Source organism: Enterobacter sp. CRENT-193 (genome assembly GCF_002787395.1).
GTDB lineage: Bacteria > Pseudomonadota > Gammaproteobacteria > Enterobacterales > Enterobacteriaceae > Enterobacter > Enterobacter hormaechei_C.
In genome coordinates, this window is sequence record NZ_CP024812.1 from 2,864,428 (window position 1) to 2,885,781 (window position 21,354).

The window sequence follows — 21,354 nt, forward strand, 5'->3', positions numbered from 1 at the left end:
CGAAGGGGCCGGCCATCTGAGCGGAAGAGCTTAGCTTATTTCTGTCAGTGAATAAGGATAGACGGTGAAACATATACTTGTGATCGCGACCAGTTTGCTGGCAGTTTCTACTCTCGCAAGCGCTGACGCTGGAAATTACAAATACCCTCAAGCGGAAGCATTGCCTCAGGATGACACATCGAACTTCCAACGCGATCCGACGCTGTTAACAGGGTACGATTTAAATCTGAGTGCAGAGCGTTTTGCTAAAGCCTGGCTGTCGAAAACGAATGAACGTGAACGCATTAAGGCAAATATGTATCTTCTCGGCGTAGTCGACGCGTCTGAGGGCACTGCATGGTGCAAGGGCAGGCCTTTTTTGCCAAATACAATACATGAGTTTCTCTATTCTCGTTTTGCGAACTTATCGAAACAGCAAGGCGAGGAGCGCGCTTCAAAAATCATCATTGACGGCATGAAAGAATTACGCCCGTGCAAAAAAGGAGAGTGACAAATGAGACCATTATACGAACAACTTAAACGTCAGCATTACTCTTCAAATCACACACGCGCGGGTTTTGCCTCGGGTGAACAGGTTTTTTCAGAAATTGGCTACGATTATTCGACGATTATCAAGCAACAACCGGCATACGAAAATACCTGTGCGGTAAGAATGAGCCTGGCATTGTTAAAATGCAATGTTGAATTTACAGGGCGTTTACCCATAAAGACCGGTCCCTATAAGGGAAAAACAATCGAGCCTGGCGCAAAATTACTTGCCGATCAGCTTTATAAATCCCATGTGTTTGGCAAGGCAGAAATCTTTAAAGACCGCGAGGCTGGTGCACGCTCAATGTTGGGCCGAAAAGGTGTTGTTTTCTTCAATAAAATTGATGGGTATGGCGGTGGTCATATCGACCTTATCGAGCCTCTGAGTAATAATTCTTTTATATGTAACTCCGATTGCTTTCCGTACTGTCAGGAAATCTGGTTTTGGGAATTAAAATAATTATATTCAGGTGTTTAAAGACCGTATTTCTTTTGCTCACTTGCTTATCTTTTTCTGCTCGCGGTGACAACCCTTACGTTGATTTTTATCAGCAGCAAACATACCGGCAGGTGGTTAAAGATTTTGTCCTGGCGCGCTGCCTTGCGCAGGTAGCAGATAAAGGCAGTCAATTTTCTGCTGATGCGGCCCGCAGTGCGAGTGCATTTATTGAATGGATACCGTTTGATGCTGAAAACGGTACTGACAAAGTTAACGCCATTATTGGGAAGTATAAAAACCAAATTAATGGTTTCCACTCGGAGCGCAAACCTGATGTAAAAGGCGTAACCTTAAATTGTCTACGTCTTTATCATAGCGACGAACTGAATAAACTGGTTCCGCAGCTCATCATTGGCGATCCTGATCGTACCTGGATTCAGGATAATCCGCAGTAGTAAAAGACTTCACATTCTTTCCGTTCATTCAGGGGGAATGTAAGACTGTCAAATGACACGGGTCGTTTGATATGAGGCAGAGGTAAAATATGGACGGTTTTATTCAGCCCCATGCTTTCCTGTTTGCCATATAAGGGCTTTTTCGAAAGCAATATTGTTCATCCACGAAGAGTAGATATTATGGCTATTGATATGTTTCTGAAGGTCGAGGGTGTTACGGGCGAATCTAAAGATTCTAACCACACCGGCTGGACTGATATTACCTCCTTCTCCTGGGGCGCGTCCCAGCCGGGTAATATGAGCGTTGGTGGCGGCGGCGGTGCCGGTAAAGTTAACTTTAACGATCTGCACGTTAACGCTCTGATCGACAAATCCACTACAGCAATCCTGAAACACTGCGCAAGCGGTAAGCACCTGACCAAAGTTGAACTGTCCGTCTGCAAGGCGGGTGGTCAGCAGGTTGAATATACCCGCATCACCCTGGAAGACGTTCTCGTGACTTCCGTTCAGTACACCGGTGCCGACAACGGCGATACCGTTGGCGTGACCTATGCATTCCAGGCTGCGAAAGTGAAACAGCAGTACTGGGAGCAGACCACTGCCGGTGGTAAAGGTGCTGAAAGCAGCGCTGGCTGGAACATCAAAGAGAACAAAGAAGCGTAATTGTTCATCCATGACCGGGGAACCTCCCCGGTCATGATGATTGGTTCCAAATATGTTGCAGATGAATGATGATTAGAGAGTTAAGCGTAATATTAATCGCATTAGCCTGTAGTGCTTGCATTTCACCACCTGCACAGTATAAGAAACTTTCTGTTACGTTAAAAAAACAAAATCCCTTGTTTTGATATCAGACTGGATGCAAATTTTAATGGGCCTGTATCAGTTTTCGCACCATCTGTAATGAAACGCGTTGGTAATCAATGGAAAACTATTAATTCTCATGACCAACTTCCAGCAATGCATATCTGATTACAGAGGAGTGTATTCGTCTGAATGAGGTTGACTGGCGCAAAAGTGAGTATGATGTTGTATTGAAGATTGTCAATGAAAAAACTGCTATTCGATATGCTGCACGGTTAATATTAAAGAAAGGTATAAGTTGCGAGTTACTTTTAACGGCAAGTGAATGATATAATTTTCAAACCTCGGTGTTTTCGAGAGTGCATCGGCGTTTGAATGTTTATTTAATTATAAAATAATTAAACAATTCACCACTGCAAACTCTGGACAACTATGTGTGTTGATTAAAGGGTTTAAATATGACACATCGTTCAACCGTTAGCCCGGGCTACTGTGTGGTCCAACACCCTGGAACTTTAGATTATCAAGCTCGATTATTGTTTAATAATGTAAATAGCGAAGCCGCTAGATACTTTATGCAAATAAACAATGACACACCTTGGTTAAAACCAGGGCAGTTACTCATAGTGGCTGACCCAGACAACACGAATCAGTCATCGCAACTGAGTATTCTTTCCAGGGCAAAACAGAAAATTAACCATGCGCTGGCATCATTAAACACATCGGTTGCAGAGTATCTCCACGCTAATTATGACAATATTTCCGCATTGACTTCCTTAGGTGATAAACTAGCTGGGAATGCTGGTGATTTAGGTGAGAAATATTTCAGGCAAATTGAAAATATACTCATTAAAATTGAGAGGACTTATCAGAATCAGTTTATATCCCAAGGTTCTTTAATTGGTCAGCAGTTTTATATGGAAAGAAGGGTGTTATTCTCTCAGCTAAAACCTTTATTAAATAACCTAAGCAAGCTAACACTTAAGATTCAAACCTACGAAAATATTAAAAAAGCATTGAACTTATCAAGCCGCTCTATCGTCCATGAATGGAGTACGGTTGGTGTCGGCGCGATCCCTGGATATTCAGATTATATTGTACGCTCTTCTCGCGCGGCTAGTATTATGAAAGCAGGGGGCTGGATCTCACTAGGTTTCTCTTTTTTGAATACTTCTAATGATGTTTATAAAGCCTGTACTGTCGATCGTGAAGATGAATGTGGAAAAGTTGCTGTTACTGAATATAGTAAGTTTGGTGGAGGTACGCTTGGTGCTGCGGGAGGAGCCTGGGCTGCGTCTTTAGGTACTGGGGCTCTTTGCGGTGCAATGGGAATACCTACGATGGGTACTGGTGCCCTTGTGTGTGGAATTGTTGTAGGACTAGGCGCTACTTCTGCGGGAGCCTGGATGGGTACTAAAGGAGGGGCTGAATTGGGTGAAGGGATTAGTAACTTGATTTTTTCTGGGGACGAATAAATGTATGGAGATTTGCGTTTAATATTGCTTTTATTGGTTTTTTTAGGACTGTTTGCTTCTTTGTGTTTTTATTTTTATTTTTATCGTAAATATTCCCTGGAGCTATCAAAATCATTTCATATTTTGAGTGATAAGCAATATTTAGATGTAAACGATTATCTTTTTTATGAACAACTTGGTCTTCCCGGATTTGCGCATCGTGTGTTCCTTATGAAAAGGATTTTGGCTGGAAAAGCCACAAAGCAAAATAGCAAAAAAAATCTCCCTCCGGAGGCAGAGGCATTAGTATCATCGATATACGATTTCTCATGGATAAAAATGTTTTACAGGATGACACTTTTTGTTGTCTTTTTGATGCTTCTATTGTTCTTATTGATTGCTACAGGACCCTAAAAGCATGTCATCTTTATGCCTGGCAAATATAACGTTATTGTTTCTTGTGCTTTTATTTATTAACGTTGTAATCATGGATGTTTACAGTTCTCGGTTTTTTAAAAAACACGAGTCAGATTATAAGTGGCTCCTCTCTGAATATCGCCAAAAAGGCTATGATATCGACCTGATAACAAATTATGCATCGTTTTTTGGTTCACTGGCGAATTATCATAAAATAATCTGGTTTGTTCGTCTTCGCAAAGGCGTGAAGATGAAATTTACCAAAGACAGAAATGTTCAGGACGATGCCTATAAATTCGTTCAGGCATTACCGGAAGAGAGAATCGGCTGGATATTAAAACTGCATCGACGCTATAAAGCTCAGGCCTTTCTTTTCACGCTATGGCTGCTTATTGGCATTATTTTCCTGAATGTAGTCAAATAATTTTAATCAGCCCATAACCCCCAAACCCCGCCGTTTTCACCCCCGAGAGCGGCAGCGTTTGAGCGCTAATCATACCAGCAGGAATACGCCATGCGATTCACGATTATTTCTACGAAACCCGGTCATCAGCCGCCGCAAAGCAGCTGTGATTTTTATGCCCCGGGCGGCACCATTGGGCGCGGTACGGATAACAATCTGGTGCTGCCGGACAATGACCGCACTATCTCGCGTTTGCAGGCCATCGTTCACGTCGACGCCAGTGGCGAATGCCGCGTCACGAACCGCGGCAGCGTTACCCGCGTGGTACTGAATGATATCCCGCTGGAGCGTGGGCGTCAGGTTGAGCTTCAGGACGGGGATATTCTCGGTATTGATGATTATCGCATTGAAGTCAGCGAACTCATTCATGACACCCAGCCCGTAAGCCGCATGGCGGCCAGCATGCAGCAGGCGCGCCCAGCGGCGACACCTGCTCCGGCGCCACAACCGAAACCGGCCAGCGCCGCGCCTCGCGGAAAAGCTGAACCTACGGCCGTGCCGTCGGAAATCTGGGACAGCCTGATGCAGGAGTTTTCCATCTCCGACAGCATCTCCAGCAACCGGGCAAAACCACAGCCCGCGGCATCCCACGATCCGTTCTCTCAGCCTGCGGCCCCGGAGCGGAATGCCGAAGATCCGCTGTCAATGTTTAACGACGCCGAACCGTCGCTTGAACGTAAAAACGTTGACCCGGACACGCTGTTCAGCGATGAAGCGTTGTTTAAAAAAGAGAGCATCTTTGACGATGTCACCCCTTCAACGCTGGTACAGCCGGACGAAAGCAAACCTGCCCAGCCAAAGGAAGAGGCGTCGGACGAACTCGATCCGTTAGCCCTGTTTGGCGGGTCGGCGAGCGCACCTGCCGCGCGTCACGATGACCCCCTCGGCCAGATGGGTGGCGCGCCGTTAACCCATCCGGATGAAATCGTGGCCGATAAGCCGGAGCCAAAGCCTGAACCGCAAGCCGCACAGGAAGAGGATGCGCTGGCCAGCTCACCGCTGTTCGATCCGGAACCGACTGAACCACAGGATGCGCCGCGCGCGGAAGAAGAGCCCGCGCGTCCCGATTACGCTGGCTTCACCATGCCAACGCCGCAGGCCGTGGCGCGCAGCAACGCGCAGGCGCCTAAAGGCCGCCTGCGTATCGACCCGGTTAAAAACGCTGCTTCGCCTGCTGCCTCCGCGCAGACCGGCGAGCGGGGCGAGGTGCTTCAGGGCGAACTGCTGGAGGCGCTGCTGGAGGGCATGGGCCTGAGCGAAATGCAGCCGGTACCGCAATTCGACCGGGAAAATATGCGTCAGCTGGGGCAGATCCTGGGCATGTTCTCGCAGGGGACCGTGGCGCTGCTCTCTTCGCGCTCCATCCTCAAGCGTGGGGTGAAAGCCGATATGACCATGGTGCTCGACGATGCGAACAACCCGTTCAAACTGTTGCCGACCGGGAAAACGGTGCTGATCCAGATGTTCGGCACGCCGATGCCGGGCTTTATGCCGCCGACCAAATCGGTGCGTGATGCGCTAATCGATCTCCAGGCGCACCAGCTGGGGATGATCTCCGGTATCCGCGCCATTATCGCCGCCATGCTGCAATCCTTTAATCCGGAACAGCTGGAAGAGCAGGCGAAGCAGAACGGGATGACGTCACGCCTGGCGCTGCCGGGCAGCCGTAAAGCCGCGCTGTGGGATTATTTCGTTCGCAGCTATGGCGAGACGGCGGGCGAGATCGAGGACGACTTCCATACCCTGTTTGGCGAAGCCTTCCTCCATGCCTATGACATGGAGGTCAATCAGTACAAAGACTCACAAAGCGGATCGGAAGAAAAATGAATATCGCAACGGCTTCTCTCTCCCGCCAGGGGACGCGCGCCAGCAACCAGGATCAGACGGGAGAAACCATCGGGGAACGTTCAGCCTGCTTTGTCGTCTGTGACGGCATCGCGGGCCTGCCGGGCGGCGAGGTGGCCGCTGAGCTGGCCCGCAACAGCATTATTTCCCGCTTTGACGGCGACAAGCACCTTAATGCGCAGCATATTCGTGACTACGTCCAAACGGCGAACCGTACCATCCTCAGCGAACAGCAGGCGGTGCAGGACTATCGCCGGATGGGCACCACGCTGGTCAGCCTGTTTATCGACAGGGATTACCGTCTGGCCTACTGGGCGCACGCCGGTGACAGCCGCCTGTACCTGTTTCGTCGCGGCTGGCTGTGGCACGTCACCACCGATCACAGCCTCGTCCAGCAGATGAAGGATGCCGGACATCAGACCGACGATCTCAACAGCAACCTGCTGTATCTGGCGCTGGGTATTGAGAATGGCGGACCGGAAGCGAGCTACAGCGATGTCGTGCAGGTCGAGGACGGTGATGCCTTCCTGCTCTGCACCGACGGTTTCTGGCACGGCGTTAGCGAAGAGCAGATGAAGCAGTCGCTGCACATGGTCAATACGCCACAGGAGTGGCTGACCTTAATGAACCAAATCATTCAAAAGAATGCCGAACAGGAGGGCAATGCTCAGGATAACTATACCGCCGTGGCGGTGTGGATGGGCAACCCTCAGGACACCACTTTGCTGCATACGCTCTCTGACGCAGCACAATTTCTTCCCTGCGGAACTGATTAGACACACAAGGATTGATATGAAACTTTGGCTATCGGGTTTGGCTCTTCTGACGGTGGCGACCACCGCACAGGCTGAAAACTTCCGCATCGTGCAGTCTCCTGCGCAGAAGCTGGATATCTGGATCGACAACATTAAAGACAATACGCCGCAAAGCTGGTGTAAGGCGGACGTGGCGCTGCGTATCGTGGCGAACGGCAAGAAAGAGGTTTCGGTGCTGGAAAACTTCGTGCCGCGCCTTGGCTCGCTGCTGGAGCACCAGTGCAGCAAGCTGAATACCCTGAACTGGACGCTTAACGATCCGGAAGGCACGACGCTTGCCCGGGGCACAGCGGCTAAAGCGCAGGACTGGGCGCTGGTGGTGAAACAGCAGGAAACGGCGGCGGCAACGACCACCACCTCAGGCGCGCTGCTGCCGCCTGACCAGAATCCGGAGACGCACACCGTGGCGGCAGATCGTACGCCATGGCAGGAGTTCACCCTTCAGGACGGTTGCCACCTGCGCACCTTCTGGGAGGGCGGTTCCTCCGCGCCGGCGCTGTTTATTCCGGATTCCGACACCACCCGCTGCGGCAACGGTAGCTGGCTCAGCGGCCACACCGTGGTGACGCAAAATCGTAACGGGACGCAGAAAGCGATTCCGGTCACCTACATTCACGGCTTCCCGGTGATGGGACTGAACAACGCGGTCGATCCTGAAAAGGCGCTGATCACCTCCGTTAACAAAGAGCGCATGGTCTTCAGCACCCCGAACAGCGACCAGAGCTGGATGATCCTGCCGTACGACAGCACTCTGAACGGCTGGAAGAGCAACGGCACGGTGGCGGTGGAAATCACCCGTGAGATCGCCAGCGACGACGCCAGACTCCAGGCGCGTATCGCAGAGGTGAAGAAGATCTGGAGCGCATGGGTTGCACCGGGCGCGGAGCTGAACGTTGTTCTGATTGACACGCTGCGTCCGCAGCTTCGCGATCCGGCAGTGGGCGCCTGGCGCGCGGCGAATTAAGGAGAGGCTATGAATACGCTTTATCAACGTCTGGCGGGTGAGTCGATTAGCGACGCGCTGCTTCGCCTGGAAGCCGAAATCAAAGCTCGTCCGGCGGATGCCGATCTGCGCGCCGCGTTTGTGCAGTTTCTGAGCCTCAGCGGCAACTGGGCGCGCGCCCTGACCCAGCTGAAGAGCTGGCTGGCGCTGAAGCCGCAGGCAAAACCAACCGTAACGCTGCTGGAGCAGGCCATTCAGGGTGAACAGCAGCGGGCGCGCGTGTTCGCGGGAGAGGCGCGACCGGCAATGCCCAAGGCGCAGTGGCCGTGGCTGTCGACGTTAGCCCAGGCGCTGACCGAACGCGCTGGGCAAGCGCAAACGCTGCGCCTGGAGGCACTCGAACAGGCCCCGGCAAGCCGCGGGCAGGTCACGCTGGAGAATGAAAAGAGCCACACCTTTGAATGGCTGATGGACGGCGATGCCCGTCTTGGGCCGGTGTGTGAAACCCTGGTCAATGGCCGCTATTTCTGGGTGCCGTTCTGCGCCATCGATGCGATCCGTTTTCAGGCTCCGGCCAGCGTGACCGATCTGGTGTGGCGTCATGCGCTGGTCCGCCTCACGGACGGCACCGAGCAGGTGTGTCAGATACCGGCGCGTTATCCGTTTGCTGACGGCGCTTCCGATAGCGTTAGACTGGGGCGCACCACCGAGTGGCTCCCGCTCGACGACGACGGTGTCCTGTATGAAGGCATGGGGCAGAAAGCCTGGCTGAGCGAGCAAAGCGAAAGCCCGCTGCTTACCCTGAGCCTGGTGACATTTACCTCGGATGGTGCGGATGAGTAATACCGCTGGCGAAGGCGATCTGCTGCGCAGCGGCTGGCAGGCCCGCAGCAGGCAGGAGAAAGTGGGGGCGCGCGACAAAATGCAGCCCTCACTGCTGGATCGCCTGACGGATAACGATCCGGAAAAAAAACGCGAGTCCGCCAACAGCAATCTGATTACCCACGCCGCGCTGCGTCGTAACGTCCTGCGGGATTTACAGTGGTTGTTTAATACCATCAACCACGATGCCTCCAGCGATCTGAGCGGGCTGACGCAGGTGAGCCGTTCCGTCGTTAACTTCGGCGTCGCGCCGCTGGCGGGGAAAAGAATGTCTGATATCGAATGGCACGACATTCAGCGCAAGCTCACCGAAGCGATTATTAACTTTGAACCGCGGATCCTGCCGCAGGGGCTTCAGGTTCGCTGCGTGTCCGATACCTCCTCGTTAGATCTGCACAACGTTCTGTCTATCGAAATCAAAGGCCGCCTGTGGTGTGTGCCGTATCCGCTGGAGTTTCTCTTTCGCACCGACGTCGATCTGGAAAACGGCCATTTTGAACTGAAAGATGCGGGGTAATGATGGAAAGCAAACTGCTCGAATATTACAACCGTGAACTGGCCTATCTGCGCGAGATGGGCGCGGAGTTTGCCGAACGCTACCCGAAAGTGGCGGGGCGGCTCGGCATGCGCGGCATCGAAGTGGCGGACCCGTACATTGAGCGCCTGATGGAAGGTTTCGCTTTCCTGACCTCCCGCGTGCAGATGAAAATGGACGCCGAATTCCCGCGCTTTTCACAGCGTATGCTGGAGATGATTGCGCCAAATTATCTGGCGCCTACGCCGTCGATGGCGATCGCTGAAATTCAGCCCGACAGCAGCCGGGGCGACCTGAGCAAAGGCTTTATTGTGCCGCGCGGTACCATGATGGACAGCCTGGCGCTGAAAAAAACCGGCGTTACGTGCAGCTATACCACGGCGCACGAGGTGAACCTGCTGCCGTTAAAAATTGAGCGGATCGAGCTGGGCGGCGTTCCCGCCGATCTGCCGCTGGCCCAGCTCGCCCTGAGTCAGCGGGGGATCAGCAGCGCCTTACGGGTCCGCGTTGCCTGCGATGGCCCGCAGCATCTCGGGCACCTGGATTTTGACCGCCTGGAGTTCTTCTTAAGCGGCCCGGACATCGAGGCGCTGAAGCTGCTGGAGCTGGTGATGGAGCACCACGCGGGCATCGTCTGCCAGACGGTCAGCAAGCAGCCCCAGCGCCAGCTGCTGTCGTCTGACGCCCTGCGTCAGGAAGGTTTTGATGCGGACCAGGCCCTGCTCCCGGACGATCTGCGTAACTTTGACGGCTATCGCCTGTTGCAGGAGTACTTCGCGTTCCCGGCGCGTTTTCGTTTCATCAGCCTGAGCGGGCTGGGCAAGTTGATCCAGCGCTGCGAAGACGAAAAAGCGTTTGATATCTTCATTCTGCTCGACAAGAGCGACGATCAGCTGGAGCGCGTGGTGGATGCCAGCCACCTGGCGCTGCACTGCACGCCGGTGATCAACCTGTTCCCGAAAGTGGCGGCCCGGCAGAAGCTGAGCGAAAGCCAGCATGAATACCACCTGGTGGTGGATAACATCCGCCCGCTGGATTATGAAATTTATGCCGTGAAAAAAATCTATGCCAGCGCGGATGGTCAGCGGGACGACCAGACGTTTCGTCCGTTCTGGAGTACCTGGAGCGGGGACGCGGGCAACTACGGCGCCTATTTTTCCCTGCGCCGTGAGCAGCGCGTTCTCTCCGAACACGCGCTGCGCTATGGCACCCGCACGGGCTATATCGGCTCGGAGGTCTTCGTCTCGCTGGTGGATGCGCAGCACGCGCCGTGGCAGGAAAACCTGCGCTATATCTCCGCCGAGGTGCTGTGCACCAGCCGTGACCTGCCGCTGATGCTCCAGCAGGAGCTTGGGCAGTTTATTATGGCCGACTCCATGCCGGTGAAGGCGTTAACCCTGCGTAAAGGCCCGACGCCGCCGCGTCCGGCACTGGCCGAAGGGTTCAGCACCTGGCGGCTCATCAGCCAGCTGCAAATGAACTACCTTAGCCTGATGGACAGCGAAAACGAAGAGGGCGCTGCCGCGCTGCGTCAGCTGTTAGGGCTGTACGCCAACCTCGCCGAGACGCCGGTTGCCCGTCAGGTGGATGGCGTTCGTCACTGCGTGCTGGAGCCGGTGCACCGCCGCGTGCCGGAACCCGGCCCGGTGGTGTTCGCCCGCGGGATCGGCATCACCCTGACGGTGGACGAACGTGCCTTTTCCGGCGCCAGCCCGTGGCTTTTCGGCAGCGTGCTGGAACGCCTTTTTGCCCGCCTGGTCTCCATCAACAGCTTTACGGAGTTCACGCTCAAGAGCCAGCAGCGCGGCGAAATCGGCTACTGGGCGCCGCGTATGGGTAAAAGGGCGCTGGTATGAGTGAAGTTGCCCCTGCAACGCTGCGCGTGCATCGCCTGACGCCGCTGCCCGATGCGTTCTGGCGCGGAGTGCGCGAGACGCCGTGGCGCTACGATCTGTTCCAGCTGTTAAGACGCATTGATGCCCAGGGCGGCGAGCGTTACCCGCTGGGACGCGCGCCGCTGCCTAAATTTGAGCCGCTGCGTATTGGTCAGCAGCCTTCAATGGGCTTTGCGCCGTCAACGGTTGCTGAGGTCCGGCAGCGGGAAGAGAACGGACTGCATGAGGTTTCCATTCTGAGCTTCGGCCTGTTTGGTCCTAACGGCCCACTGCCGGTGCACATGACTGAGTATGCCCGCGAGCGTATTCATCATCATCAGGATCACAGCCTCAGCGCGTTTGCCGACCTCTTTCACCACCGCCTGACGCTGCTGTTCTACCGCGCCTGGGCGGACGCGCAGCCTGCCGTTTCACTGGATCGCGACGACAACAGGCGCTTCGAAGGGTATCTGGCATCGCTGATTGGCATGGGGCAGCCTGCCCAGATGTCGAAAGGCAGCCTGAGCGCGCATGCCCGCTTTACTCACGCCGGGCACCTGACCCGCCACGGGCGGGACCCGGAAGGGCTGGAGAAAATCCTGCGCAACTATTTCAACGTGCCGGTCAGGCTGGTGGCCAACGTCCCGCAGTGGATGCCGCTCTCAACGCGGGAGCAGGCACAGCTGGGTGAGGGGCGTCGCCTGCCGCGCATGGGAGAGTCCGCTTTTCTCGGCATTGCGGTACGCGACGTGCAGCATAAATTCCGGCTCGAGATTGGCCCGTTGAGCGCAGACGACTACAACCGTTTTCTGCCGGGCGAAGGATGGGTCACCGAGCTGCGCGACTGGGTGCGACAGTACGCCGGGGTGGAATTTGAATGGGAAACACGGGTGATCCTGCGCGCCGATGCGGTGCAGGGCGCCACGCTCGGTAGCGCCGGGCGATTAGGGTACAACACCTGGCTCGGCCTTCAGCCTCAGCCTGTTCCGCGTGGCGATCTGGTGTATCGCGCAGAGCGATAATCCTTCCGTATACCGAATCATTGTTAATGGAAACTAACATGTCAGAAATTAGCCGTGCCGTGCTTTTCGGCAAACTGGATACGCTGTTATTTACCTCTCTGGAAAGCGCGACTGCCTTCTGTAAGCTGCGCGGCAACCCGTACGTTGAGCTGGTGCACTGGCTGCATCAGCTGATGCAGCAGCAGGATGGCGATCTGCAACAGGTCATCCGTCACTTCGCCCTTGATGAACAGCAGCTGACGCGCGATATCGTGGCGGCGCTGGATGCCCTGCCGCGTGGCGCGAGTTCCGTGTCTGATCTTTCCGAGCATATCGACAGCGCCGTCGAGCGCGCCTGGGTCTACGGCTCGCTGAAGTTTGGCGTCAGCCGCATCCGCGGCGGCCATTTGCTGATCGGCATATTGAAAACGTGGAATCTGGCTAACGTGCTGAAAAGTATTTCGGCGCAGTTCACCCGTCTTAACGTTGAGGTGCTGGTCGAGCAGTTCGACGCCATTTGCGCCAGCAGCAAAGAGAGCCAGCAGGCCGCCGCCGCTGCGGACGCGCCTGCCGGGGCAGTACCGGCTGCGCAGGGCACGCTGGCGCAGTATGGTCAGGATCTGACGGCGCGCGCCCGGGAAGGCAAGATTGACCCGGTGGTGGGGCGCGATGAAGAGATCCGCCAGATGGTCGATATCCTGATGCGTCGTCGGCAGAACAACCCCCTGCTGACCGGGGAAGCCGGCGTCGGGAAAACCGCAGTGGTGGAAGGGCTGGCGCTGCGTATCGCCGACGGCGACGTGCCGGAGCCGCTGCAAAACGTTCAGCTGTGGCTGCTGGATATCGGCATGCTTCAGGCCGGAGCGGGCATGAAAGGGGAATTTGAGGCGCGCCTCCAGGCGCTGATTAACGAGGTGCAGTCCAGCGCCACGCCAATTATTCTGTTTATCGATGAGATCCACACCCTGATTGGCGCAGGCGGACAGCAGGGCACCGGCGATGCCGCTAACCTGCTCAAGCCAGCCCTGGCGCGCGGGCAACTGCGCACCATCGGCGCGACCACCTGGGCGGAATACAAAAAATACATTGAGAAAGATCCTGCGCTGACCCGCCGCTTCCAGACCGTACAGGTTCACGAGCCGGATGAAGCGAAAGCCGTACTGATGCTGCGTAGCACCGTGTCGCCGCTGGAAACCCATCATCAGGTTTTACTCCTCGACGAAGCGGTCAGCGCGGCGGTGAAACTGTCGCATCGCTATATCCCTGCGCGTCAGCTACCGGATAAAGCGGTGGCGCTGCTGGATACCGCCTGCGCGCGCGTGGCCGTCAGCCAGAGCGCGCCGCCTGCTCAGCTGGAAGACTGTCTGCGTCACCTGGCGGCCCTGGACGTGGAGCTGGAGATTGCTGAACGCGAAGCGCGCGTGGGGGCGGGCGATCCGGCGCGTGTGGCGACCTTAACCGCCGAACGTGACGCATTCGAAACCCAACGCGAAGCTCTGGCCCGTCGCTGGGAAGAAGAGCGCACGCGGGTGCAGGAGATTATCCGTCTGCGTGCCGCGCTGTTTGCGGCGGGAGATGAGGATACGGCTGAACTGCGCGGCCAGCTGGCAGAACAGCAGCAGGCGCTGAAGATCTTACAGAGTGACGAACCGCTGCTGTTTGCCGCGGTGGATGAGAACGTGGTGGCTGCGGTGGTCTCAGACTGGACCGGGATCCCGCTGGGCCGGATGGTGAAAAATGAGATTGACGCGGTGCTGAAACTGGCCGACACGCTGAACCAGCGGGTTATTGGTCAGCGTCACGGTCTGGATCTGATTGCCCGTCGGGTAAAAACCTCGCGGGCGAAGCTTGACGATCCGAACAAACCGGTCGGCGTATTCATGCTCTGCGGGCCATCCGGCGTGGGTAAAACCGAAACCGCGCTGGCGCTCGCCGAATCCCTGTACGGCGGCGAGCAGAACGTCATCACCATCAACATGAGCGAGTTCCAGGAAGCGCACACCGTCTCCACCTTAAAAGGTGCGCCTCCGGGGTACGTAGGGTATGGTGAAGGCGGGGTATTAACCGAGGCCGTCCGTCGCCGTCCATACAGCGTCGTGCTGCTGGACGAAATTGAGAAAGCGCACCCGGACGTCCACGAGATCTTCTTCCAGGTCTTCGACAAAGGCTGGATGGAAGACGGCGAGGGGCGCCATATTGATTTCCGCAACACCATTATTATTCTGACCTCCAACGTCGGCACCGAGCTGATTAGCGCCATGTGCGCCGATCCGGACCTCATGCCGGAGCCTGAGGCCTTAAGCGGCGCGCTGCGCCAGCCGCTGCTGGAGGTGTTCCCACCGGCGCTGCTGGGCCGTCTGCTGGTGGTGCCGTACTACCCGCTCAGCGACGAGATGCTGGGGCAGATTGTGCGTCTTCAGCTCAGGCGCATTCAGCGTCGTCTGGAAGAGAATCACAACATTATTTCTGAATTTGACGACAGCGTGGTCGAACAGATTGTTCAGCGCTGTACCGAGGTTGAGTCGGGCGGGCGTATGGTGGATGCGATTCTGACCAATACGTTGCTGCCTCAGATGAGCCAGATTTTACTTACCGCCAGCCGCAGCGACCAGCAGTACCGACGTCTGCATGTCACCTGCGAGCAGGGCGAGTTCCACTGTCAGTTTGCCGCGTAATAATCATCAAGAGAACTGTAAAAGATGACGGATAATGATAACAATCGGACTGTCCCAAACGCGCTCCCGGTCGGGTACCGTTTCAATGAGTTTGAGATAAAAGAGGTGATTGGCGGCGGCGGATTCGGCATCGTCTATCGCGCCTGGGATCACCAGCTCGAACGCACTATCGCTATCAAAGAATTTATGCCTTCCTCCCTCGCCGTGCGCGGCGAGGATATGACGCTGGTGCTGCGCAGCGAGCGCTTCGGCAAAGCGTTTTCTGCCGGTCTGAACAGCTTCATCCAGGAAGCCCGCCTGCTGGCGCGCTTTAACCACCCGAACCTGCTGCACGTACTGCGTTTCTGGGTGCAAAACGACACGGCCTATATGGGGACGCTGTTTTACAGCGGTACCACGCTGTCGCGTCTGCGCGAAGAGAAACCGGAGCTGATTAACGAGGCGTGGATCCGCCGCATGCTGCCAATGCTCTTCGGCGCCATCAAAACGATCCACGATGAGGGCTACCTGCACCGCGACATCTCGCTGGATAACATTCAGATTCAGGATAACGGCCTGCCGGTGCTGCTCGATTTCGGATCGGCGCGCCGCACCATCGGTAATCTCTCGGATGAGACGGAAACCATGCTGCGTCCGGGCTTCGCGCCTATCGAGCAGTATACCGACGACAATGAAAGCGAGCAGGGGCCGTGGACGGATATCTACGCGCTCGGCGCCGTATTGCGCACCCTCATCGTCGGCTCTCCGCCGCCGGTCAGCGTGGTGCGCTCGATTCAGGACACCTGCAAACCGCTGGTGGAGCTGATGCCGCAGGGCTATTCCATCCCGCTGCTACAGGCCATCGACAAGGCGCTGGCGCTGCATATGGAAGACCGTCCGCAATCCATTGAGGAGTTCGCGGCGCTGATCGAGATGCCCGTCGCCGGTATCGACGAGGTGCTGACCGCGAAGAAGACCGGCACGATGCTGGTGCCGGTGGAAGAGGAGGCATCTGCTTCCGCGCTGGACTGGCGACGTTACAAGCTTCCGGGGCTGGTGGCCGCGGGCGTGCTGGTTGGGGTGGTTGCCGGTGCGATGCTGTTCGGCGGCGGCAGTCAGGAAACGCCAGAGCAGACGGCGCAAACCCCTGCCGTGAGCCCTCCGGCTGAGACCTCATCCCAATCGGAAACCAGACCGGCAACGGCAGACGTGAGCGAGCCGGTAGCGCCACCTGCTACGGCGCAGCAGAGTGCGCCGCCTGTCGACGCCAGCCCGGTCGCGCTGGTCTACATCCGCATGCTTGATGGCGAGACGCTGAAGGTGAACGGCGAGTCTAAAGCGCTGCGTCCGGGGAATAACGGTTATGCATCGCTGAAATTGCCTGCGGGCGAGACCCGCATTGAACTGGAAGGCAATGGAAGAACGCGTACCCAGACGCTGGATATTGCGAAGCCAGGCACCTGGCTGGTGAATCCGTAAGCCTGCGGGTAACAGGACGGAGCGAATGTATAACATCAAGTTTGTCTATCTGTTCCACGAGAACGTCTCGCCAGCGCTGTTTGCGAAAATAATCCGCCCGTCCGTTGCCGGACAGTGGATTATGTCGGTTCCCGACCATTCGCTGCGCTCACTCTTCACGCGCTACGATCTGCTGCGCACGATCACCGGTGCGAATCCATATCAGTCCGGGCGCGATACCCGTACGCTGATCGCGCAGGATTTAGAGATGGGCAGAGTGGTTGCCATTGACGAAAGTTTTCGTGACTGGTCATCAGTAACGGAAATTTTTTATATCAACGCCAAAGGGCAACTCCAGGCTGCCTCGCTGGTCGGCCTGGGCTGGTATCCGGTGAGTACGATTGTTGACCGCTACGAAACCATGGTTAGAACGTACGGATCTCGCCCTGCGCCAACGGTACTGCCAAAACAGGTGGTGAAATCTAAAACGGCACAGGTGCCGGATGAACCTACTCCGGGCAAGGACGGTAAAACCTATGCCGGGCAGCTACAGAAGATGACCAAAGCAGAACGCTGGCAGGCGCGTAAAGATCTGATCGCGAAGGGGAGCAATAGCCTTTATCCGGATGCCCAGATCGCCGCGAAACGTCTGGCGGCGAATAATATCGCGGTGGAAAAAGCGAAGCTTGCGGAAAATATTTATAAGACCGTGAACCCGCTGGAAACCACACCGGGCGTGCCGGAGGGATGGACGGATATCAGTAATGACGATGCGCTGTTAGGAAAGTTCGGGCTGAACAAATCCATGCTCTTTGACGATGATACGTCCCCCAATTTTCTGGCGCGCGTCTATCAACCGAAGCCGGAAGTGTTTGGTGCAGATATGAACCCCACGCTGGTATTCAGGGGATCGCGCGAGCCTGGCTTCGCCTCTCTGTCTGAGAATGTCTCCTCTCTACTGACCAAAGGGGAACTGGCGCCGGTGGTAAACGGGGCTGACTGGTCGAACAACTTCTCACAGGGCATGGGTATGGCTTCAGATTATTATAAAAAGGCCGTGAGTATCGGTAAGGAGCTGGCAAGGTCAGGCCAGAATATTGATATTGCCGGTCATTCCCTTGGCGGTGGTCTCGCCTCTGCAACCTCTATGGGCAGCGGGAAAGCGGGGTGGACGTTTAACGCCGCCGGCCTCAATGCCGGAACCGTAGAAAAATACGGCGGTAAGATATTAGGCAGTACGGATAATATCCAGGCGTATCGGGTTGAAGGTGAACTGCTGACGAAGATTCAGGAAGTTAACCCCTGGGAAGATCTGAAAACGATGAAAGGGCATGTCCCTTCGTGGATCCTCAAAGAGGAAATCTCTGCGCTGAGCCCTAATGCTGCCGGAATACCCCATGACCTTCCCGGTGGAACCGGAAGTGCGCTGGACCGCCACGGGATTAATCAGGCGATTGATTGCATAGAGCAACAGAAGGATGAGGATATTTCGATAATCGGGAGTCGATTGTGAAAAAAGGGTTGAAGGCTTTTGTCGCGTTATGTTTTTTATTCATGATTCAGGGGTGTAAGCAGGATATGGACCTTAATCCACAGGACTACTTCAGCGGTCAGCAGCTTGAACTGGCGAAAGCGATTGAAGAAGGCGATGTCGACGCGGTGAAGACGCTTGCACCAGACAGCGATCTTAATAAACCGGGAAAGCAGGATATGACCCTGCTTTTTTGGGCCATCGGCAACGCGATTAATGATAAAAAGACATCGCCCCATTTAAAGGTGATTATGTTGCTTGTTAAGGCTGGCGCAGATCCGCTCCAGCCTCGACCGCAGGGAAAAAGCAGTCCTGCCGAATTTGCCCTAAAGGGAGACAGTGCGGACTGGATCGACGCGATGCTGGACGGTGGCCTCTCACCCAACGTGAAAGATAAGGTTTTCCACGAACCCATCATCTTCCAGTCGCTAAAAGCGAAAAATACAGAGACGCTGGAAGCCATGCTCGATCGCGGTGCTGACGTCAACTCAACCAACTCACTGGGTAAAACGCTGGTGTTTGATGCGCTGGATAACCAGGCTTACGATCATGTCTTGTTGCTGCTCGATCGTGGAGCGGATCCGTCAATTAAGGCCAAAAATGGCTGGTCGATGAGCAATGCGCTCGCGGACGCGCTTAATGGACTTGAGCGAGGCAGTGAGCAATACGAGAAATTAAACGAAATAAAAGAGAAGCTCATCCAGAAGGGGGGCGAATGGCCACCCGCGCCGGTTAAGTGATTGCTCAACTGTCATGAACGCCAGAGATAAGGTTTTCGTTTTCTGGGGATGCATGGATGCCCTGGCCGTTGTCTTCTATTGTGCCCAGTCCGTGCGGCATGACAAGATCCCTTTTATTTCTGATATACACGCCTTCAGTACGGTTGTGAACACGCTGTCTGCTGGTGGGTATAGCGCTCTGGTTATTCTTTTCTTTATTCTCGATTTCTTGTTGTTGCTCTCTTTTATTGCCTCAGCATGGTGCTTCTTCGCCCGGAATTTATACGCGAGCAGACTGGCACTCTACCAGGAAATACTGCGTCTGGTTGGGTTTCGCTACTCAGTTTCCCTTTTTCCCCTGGTGTTAAGTTTCACGGGCGTGATGAATGTCTGGCTAAATGGATTTTTATTCATTTTGTCAGAGTTTCTGAAAATCTATTCCCTGTGGATTTATAAATATGAAGGGGAAAGGCCCCCGGTTAAAGAGTAAGACGGCCAATAACCAGAACATTCACGTTTAAAAAGCCTTGCGTTAAAAATATTCTCAGCATAAACCATTACGGAATAAAGATTATGCTCAACCGAATTACCGTCCAGCTCCCGGTTGAGGGGCTGCTCTTCTGGAAACTCTCCGGCCGCGAGGCGATGTCCGAGTCGTTCGCGCTGACGCTGACCCTGCTCGGCACGGATGCGCGCATTGACCGCAGCAGGCTGCTCGGTCAGCCAGTCACAGTGACCATCCCCACGCAGAGCCTGCTTACTCCCCGCTTTATCAACGGCAAGGTGACGCGCGTGGCGGTGAGCGCCGTTGAGCTGACGGGCACCCGCTACGCGGTGTACCAGCTGATGGTGGAGCCGGACCTGTGGCCGATGAAGCGCGACCGCAACCTGCGTATCTTCCAGGGCCAGACGGTACCGCAGATTGTCAAAACCCTGCTGGGTGAGCATCAGGTTAACCTCGAGGACAAACTCACCGACAGCTACCGCGTGTGGGACTACTGCGTGCAGTATCAGGAGTCGAGCCTGGACTTCATCAGCCGCCTGATGGAGCTGGAGGGGATTGCGTATCACTTCCACCATGAGGCGGACAAGCACACCCTGGTGCTCACCGACGCCGCCACGCAGTATCAGCCGTTCAGCGGCTATGAGGTTATACCTTACCACCAGACGCCGTCCGGCGGCAGTACGGACGAAGAGGGCATCAGCCAGTGGGCGCTGGAGGACAGCGTGACGCCGGGGATTTACAGCCTCGACGACTATGACTTCCGCAAGCCGAACGCGTGGCTGTTCCAGGCCCAGCAGAACCCGGCGTCACCGAAACCGGGCAGCATCGACGTGTACGACTGGCCGGGTCGCTTTGTGGAGACAGGGCATGCGGAGTTCTACGCCCGCATCCGTCAGGAGCGCTGGCAGGTGGAGCATCAGCAGATTCAGGCGACGGCCACGGCGGCGGGCATTGCGCCGGGCCACATTTTTACCCTCACCAACGCGCCGTTCTTCAGCGATAACGGCGAGTATCTGGTGACGGCGGCGGGTTACTACTTCGAGGAGAACCGCTACGCGAGCGGTGAGGGGGAGACCATTCACCGCACCGATTTCACCGTTATCCCGGCGTCGGTGTCCTACCGTCCGGCGCAGAGCACGGCGTGGCCGCGGACCTACGGCCCGCAGACGGCGAAAGTGGTGGGGCCGCAGGGGGAGAGTATCTGGACGGACAAATATGGCCGCGTGAAGGTGAAGTTCCACTGGGACCGTCTGGCGAAGGGCGATGACACCAGCTCCTGCTGGGTGCGTGTGTCGAGCGCCTGGGCGGGCCAGGGCTACGGCGGGGTGCAGATCCCGCGCGTGGGCGATGAGGTGGTGGTGGACTTTATCAACGGCGACCCGGACCGTCCGATCATTACCGGTCGCGTGTACAACGACGCGAGCATGCCGCCGTGGGCGCTGCCGGCTGCGGCGACGCAGATGGGCTTTTATAGCCGCAGCAAAGATGGCCATAAAGACAATGCCAATATTCTTCGTTTTGAAGATAAAGCCGGGCACGAGCAGATCTGGATCCATGCAGAGAAAAATATGGATACGGATATTGAAAATTCTGAAACTCATGATGTCGGTGTCGATCGTAGAAAAACCATCGGACAGGATGAGAATATTTCGATTAAGCGGAACCTGAAATCAGATGTAGGTAATAATGAAACGCATAATATTGGTAACAAGCACGTTATAAACGTTGGGAAAGATCAAACCGTCTTGACCATGGATAAAGAAGGTAACGCGCTGCTGGAATCTGTGAACACGATTAAACTCAAAGTTAAAGACAACTATATTCTGATCGCCCCGGATACCATTGAGATTCACGTAGGCCAAGGCAACCTCAAAGCAGAGGCTGTGGAACAAGCCATCTTCAAAGGTGATGAGCTTACAAAACTAGGTGATGGGATCAATACCGAGCTCAAGGCAAATGATACGGTGAGTATAACGGGAACTAACCTTACCGATATTAAGGGCGCGATTGTAAAAGTTAACAGTTAATCTGC

General features: G+C 55.3%; 20 protein-coding genes. All 20 read left to right on the forward strand.

Annotated elements, in window-relative coordinates:
• Positions 1-64: 64 nt before the first annotated feature.
• The 20 genes from CU081_RS14310 to CU081_RS14405 all read left to right on the forward strand — a co-directional run bounded on the left by CU081_RS14310 (position 65) and on the right by CU081_RS14405 (position 21,349).
• On the forward strand, positions 65-490 hold the full coding sequence (locus CU081_RS14310) for a Rap1a/Tai family immunity protein (protein ID WP_022651414.1): 426 nt from the start codon (positions 65-67) through the stop codon (positions 488-490).
• A gap of 3 nt (positions 491-493) precedes the next feature.
• Positions 494-988, forward strand: a complete 495-nt coding sequence (locus CU081_RS14315; protein WP_022648411.1) for a T6SS effector amidase Tae4 family protein — start codon at positions 494-496, stop codon at positions 986-988.
• On the forward strand, positions 973-1,422 hold the full coding sequence (locus tag CU081_RS14320) for a T6SS amidase immunity protein Tai4 family protein (RefSeq protein WP_022651413.1): 450 nt from the start codon (positions 973-975) through the stop codon (positions 1,420-1,422). The genes CU081_RS14315 and CU081_RS14320 overlap by 16 nt, the downstream gene beginning before the upstream one ends.
• 180 nt (positions 1,423-1,602) lie before the next feature.
• A complete protein-coding gene (locus CU081_RS14325) occupies positions 1,603-2,085 on the forward strand; it encodes an Hcp family type VI secretion system effector (RefSeq protein WP_014884229.1) in 483 nt (160 codons plus the stop codon).
• A 599-nt stretch (positions 2,086-2,684) separates the two neighbouring features.
• A complete protein-coding gene (locus tag CU081_RS14330) occupies positions 2,685-3,701 on the forward strand; it encodes a hypothetical protein (protein WP_022651412.1) in 1,017 nt (338 codons plus the stop codon).
• The gene (locus CU081_RS14335; RefSeq protein WP_032628301.1) at positions 3,702-4,094 is read left to right on the forward strand and encodes a hypothetical protein; all 393 of its coding nucleotides are present in this window, start codon (positions 3,702-3,704) and stop codon (positions 4,092-4,094) included.
• A 73-nt stretch (positions 4,095-4,167) separates the two neighbouring features.
• Positions 4,168-4,521, forward strand: coding sequence for a hypothetical protein (locus CU081_RS14340; RefSeq protein WP_225622224.1), 354 nt, complete (start codon positions 4,168-4,170; stop codon positions 4,519-4,521).
• Positions 4,522-4,611: 90 nt separating this feature from the next.
• Positions 4,612-6,387, forward strand: a complete 1,776-nt coding sequence (gene tagH / locus CU081_RS14345; RefSeq protein ID WP_100185497.1) for a type VI secretion system-associated FHA domain protein TagH — start codon at positions 4,612-4,614, stop codon at positions 6,385-6,387.
• Complete coding sequence (locus tag CU081_RS14350; RefSeq protein WP_003859969.1) at positions 6,384-7,181, forward strand: PP2C family protein-serine/threonine phosphatase; 798 nt, start codon at positions 6,384-6,386, stop codon at positions 7,179-7,181. The genes tagH and CU081_RS14350 overlap by 4 nt, the downstream gene beginning before the upstream one ends.
• A gap of 16 nt (positions 7,182-7,197) precedes the next feature.
• On the forward strand, positions 7,198-8,184 hold the full coding sequence (locus CU081_RS14355) for a hypothetical protein (RefSeq protein WP_022651409.1): 987 nt from the start codon (positions 7,198-7,200) through the stop codon (positions 8,182-8,184).
• A 9-nt stretch (positions 8,185-8,193) separates the two neighbouring features.
• Positions 8,194-9,006: a type VI secretion system accessory protein TagJ gene (locus CU081_RS14360; RefSeq protein ID WP_022651408.1), complete on the forward strand. Its 813-nt coding sequence runs from the start codon at positions 8,194-8,196 to the stop codon at positions 9,004-9,006.
• A complete protein-coding gene (tssE, locus tag CU081_RS14365; RefSeq protein WP_003859970.1) occupies positions 8,999-9,562 on the forward strand; it encodes a type VI secretion system baseplate subunit TssE in 564 nt (187 codons plus the stop codon). The genes CU081_RS14360 and tssE overlap by 8 nt, the downstream gene beginning before the upstream one ends.
• A gap of 2 nt (positions 9,563-9,564) precedes the next feature.
• On the forward strand, positions 9,565-11,436 hold the full coding sequence (gene tssF / locus CU081_RS14370) for a type VI secretion system baseplate subunit TssF (protein WP_032645722.1): 1,872 nt from the start codon (positions 9,565-9,567) through the stop codon (positions 11,434-11,436).
• Positions 11,433-12,476, forward strand: coding sequence for a type VI secretion system baseplate subunit TssG (gene tssG, locus CU081_RS14375; protein ID WP_022651406.1), 1,044 nt, complete (start codon positions 11,433-11,435; stop codon positions 12,474-12,476). Before tssF ends, tssG begins: the two co-directional genes overlap by 4 nt.
• Positions 12,477-12,514: 38 nt before the next feature.
• Positions 12,515-15,130: a type VI secretion system ATPase TssH gene (gene tssH / locus CU081_RS14380; protein WP_058663715.1), complete on the forward strand. Its 2,616-nt coding sequence runs from the start codon at positions 12,515-12,517 to the stop codon at positions 15,128-15,130.
• A 24-nt stretch (positions 15,131-15,154) separates the two neighbouring features.
• Positions 15,155-16,588: a serine/threonine protein kinase gene (locus CU081_RS14385; protein WP_022651404.1), complete on the forward strand. Its 1,434-nt coding sequence runs from the start codon at positions 15,155-15,157 to the stop codon at positions 16,586-16,588.
• Positions 16,589-16,613: 25 nt separating this feature from the next.
• Positions 16,614-18,080, forward strand: a complete 1,467-nt coding sequence (locus CU081_RS14390) for a hypothetical protein (RefSeq protein ID WP_003859977.1) — start codon at positions 16,614-16,616, stop codon at positions 18,078-18,080.
• Complete coding sequence (locus CU081_RS14395; protein WP_022651403.1) at positions 18,077-18,838, forward strand: ankyrin repeat domain-containing protein; 762 nt, start codon at positions 18,077-18,079, stop codon at positions 18,836-18,838. Before CU081_RS14390 ends, CU081_RS14395 begins: the two co-directional genes overlap by 4 nt.
• 52 nt (positions 18,839-18,890) lie before the next feature.
• Positions 18,891-19,307 (forward strand): hypothetical protein, encoded by a 417-nt coding sequence (locus CU081_RS14400; protein ID WP_224743066.1) that lies wholly within the window; start codon positions 18,891-18,893, stop codon positions 19,305-19,307.
• Positions 19,308-19,390: 83 nt separating this feature from the next.
• Complete coding sequence (locus CU081_RS14405) at positions 19,391-21,349, forward strand: type VI secretion system Vgr family protein (protein WP_039268923.1); 1,959 nt, start codon at positions 19,391-19,393, stop codon at positions 21,347-21,349.
• Positions 21,350-21,354: the final 5 nt, after the last annotated feature.

Excerpts from the sequence above, each read along its gene's own strand:
- CU081_RS14315 (WP_022648411.1), top strand. The coding sequence starts at position 494 with ATGAGACCATTATACGAACAACTTAAACGTCAGCATTACTCTTCAAAT.
- CU081_RS14325 (WP_014884229.1), top strand. The coding sequence starts at position 1,603 with ATGGCTATTGATATGTTTCTGAAGGTCGAGGGTGTTACGGGCGAATCT.
- CU081_RS14330 (WP_022651412.1), top strand. The coding sequence starts at position 2,685 with ATGACACATCGTTCAACCGTTAGCCCGGGCTACTGTGTGGTCCAACAC.
- CU081_RS14335 (WP_032628301.1), top strand. The coding sequence starts at position 3,702 with ATGTATGGAGATTTGCGTTTAATATTGCTTTTATTGGTTTTTTTAGGA.
- CU081_RS14340 (WP_225622224.1), top strand. The coding sequence starts at position 4,168 with ATGGATGTTTACAGTTCTCGGTTTTTTAAAAAACACGAGTCAGATTAT.
- tagH (WP_100185497.1), top strand. The coding sequence starts at position 4,612 with ATGCGATTCACGATTATTTCTACGAAACCCGGTCATCAGCCGCCGCAA.
- CU081_RS14350 (WP_003859969.1), top strand. The coding sequence starts at position 6,384 with ATGAATATCGCAACGGCTTCTCTCTCCCGCCAGGGGACGCGCGCCAGC.
- CU081_RS14355 (WP_022651409.1), top strand. The coding sequence starts at position 7,198 with ATGAAACTTTGGCTATCGGGTTTGGCTCTTCTGACGGTGGCGACCACC.
- CU081_RS14360 (WP_022651408.1), top strand. The coding sequence starts at position 8,194 with ATGAATACGCTTTATCAACGTCTGGCGGGTGAGTCGATTAGCGACGCG.
- tssE (WP_003859970.1), top strand. The coding sequence starts at position 8,999 with ATGAGTAATACCGCTGGCGAAGGCGATCTGCTGCGCAGCGGCTGGCAG.
- tssF (WP_032645722.1), top strand. The coding sequence starts at position 9,565 with ATGGAAAGCAAACTGCTCGAATATTACAACCGTGAACTGGCCTATCTG.
- tssG (WP_022651406.1), top strand. The coding sequence starts at position 11,433 with ATGAGTGAAGTTGCCCCTGCAACGCTGCGCGTGCATCGCCTGACGCCG.
- tssH (WP_058663715.1), top strand. The coding sequence starts at position 12,515 with ATGTCAGAAATTAGCCGTGCCGTGCTTTTCGGCAAACTGGATACGCTG.
- CU081_RS14385 (WP_022651404.1), top strand. The coding sequence starts at position 15,155 with ATGACGGATAATGATAACAATCGGACTGTCCCAAACGCGCTCCCGGTC.
- CU081_RS14390 (WP_003859977.1), top strand. The coding sequence starts at position 16,614 with ATGTATAACATCAAGTTTGTCTATCTGTTCCACGAGAACGTCTCGCCA.
- CU081_RS14400 (WP_224743066.1), top strand. The coding sequence starts at position 18,891 with ATGGATGCCCTGGCCGTTGTCTTCTATTGTGCCCAGTCCGTGCGGCAT.
- CU081_RS14405 (WP_039268923.1), top strand. The coding sequence starts at position 19,391 with ATGCTCAACCGAATTACCGTCCAGCTCCCGGTTGAGGGGCTGCTCTTC.